Origin of the sequence: Brachybacterium sp. p3-SID957, from assembly GCF_025144775.1 — a bacterium.
GTDB classification, from domain to species: Bacteria; Actinomycetota; Actinomycetes; order Actinomycetales; family Dermabacteraceae; genus Brachybacterium; species Brachybacterium epidermidis.
Map to the genome: position 1 here is coordinate 1 of NZ_JALXKT010000117.1, position 1,482 is coordinate 1,482.

Genomic DNA, 1,482 nt, shown 5'->3' on the forward strand with positions numbered 1-1,482 from the left:
GCTCACTGGGGGACCATCCTTAGTGCGGCCTTGTTCGGTAGGGTCGTGACCACTCGGTCCCGGTGGGTGCATGGCCTATGGTGCGTGCCGTTCGACGGCCAGCATGAGTTCTGCCAGCCCTGCCGGGCCGAGGCCATCTGAACGGCATCAGGAACATGCCCCTTCGAGGGCCGAGCAGTGAGCTTCCGGCAGGTGTCCTCTACCAAGTGGTGCTCCTTCGAGAGACCTGGAGTGCATGCATGTTTGTCGGATGGGACTGGGGCAACACCACCCACGCGGTCGCTGTCATCGACGGCCAGGGCCAGACGGTCGACCGTTGGCTCTGCCCCCATAGCGAGGACGGGCTGCGCGCCACGTTCGCTCGCCTCGCGGGCCACGGCGCGCCAGCTGAGCTGCCGGTAGCGATCGAGACCACGCGCGGGCTGGTCGTGGACCGGATTCTGGCGGCCGGGCATCCAGTCGTGGCCGTCCACCCCAATGCGTTCAACGCCGTTCGTCCCCGCTGGGGCGCGGCCCGCGCGAAGGACGATCCCGGCGACGCGTTCAAGCTCGCCGACTACCTCCGCACCGACGGTCGTCGCCTGCGGACCCTGCGCCCCACCGAGCAGGTCACTCTTGAGCTGCAGGCACTCGTTCGTGCCCGTGAGGACCAGGTCACCGCCCGCGTGACGGCGACCAACCAGCTCGCCGCGCTGCTGGCCGAGCACTGGCCCGGCGCCGGGATGGTCTTCGCCCGCCTGGACTCCGATATCGCCCTGGCGTTCTGCGACCGCTTCCCCGCCCCTGCGACGGCCAGACGACTGGCACCGGCGAGAATGCGGGACTGGCTGGCCCGCCAGCACTACTCCGGACGCAACGACCCGACAGTTTTGGTGGCCAAGCTCCGCGACGCTCCCGCACCTGCCTCCAGGCTCGGCGAGGAGACGATCACCGCGCTGGTCCGTGCTCAGGTCGCGGTCATCCGCGCCCTGAAGACCGCGATCGACGAGCTCGAGGCCCAGATCGACACGGCCCTGGCCGCCCATCCCTGGGCAGCGCTGATCAAGGACTTGCCCCGAGTCGGGACCGTCAACCTCGCCCAGCTCATCGGTGAGATCGGCCCCCTGCTGGAGCACACCGCCAGCGCGGACCAGCTCGCCGCCGAGGCCGGCGTCGTGCCCGTCACGCGCGCCTCGGGCAAGTCTCGCGCGGTCGTGTTCCGCTACGCCACCAACCGGCGAGCTCGCCAAGCCCTCGTCCGCTGGGCCGATAACTCCCGCCACGCCTCGCCCTGGGCGAGGAACATCTACGACACCGCCCGCGAACAAGGCAAACGACACCCCCACGCCGTGCGGATCCTCGCCCGTTCCTGGCTGCGGATCATCTACGCCTGCTGGCGCGACGGAACCTGCTACGACCCTGCCGCCCACGAACGGCGCAGAACCGAGAAAACGGACCACATCACCGCTCTCGCGGCCTAGAGGTTGACTCAGGGAACTCATG

The 1,482-nt window shown here is 69.3% G+C and carries 1 protein-coding gene; it reads left to right on the top strand.

The window, feature by feature from the left end; translation table 11 throughout:
- Window positions 1-239 precede the first annotated feature (239 nt).
- Window positions 240-1,460, top strand: a complete 1,221-nt coding sequence (locus M3B01_RS14520) for an IS110 family transposase (RefSeq protein WP_193865801.1) — start codon at window positions 240-242, stop codon at window positions 1,458-1,460.
- Window positions 1,461-1,482: the final 22 nt, after the last annotated feature.

Bases quoted from the DNA above. Each gene is read 5' to 3' on its own strand.
- M3B01_RS14520 (WP_193865801.1), top strand. From the start codon at position 240: ATGTTTGTCGGATGGGACTGGGGCAACACCACCCACGCGGTCGCTGTC.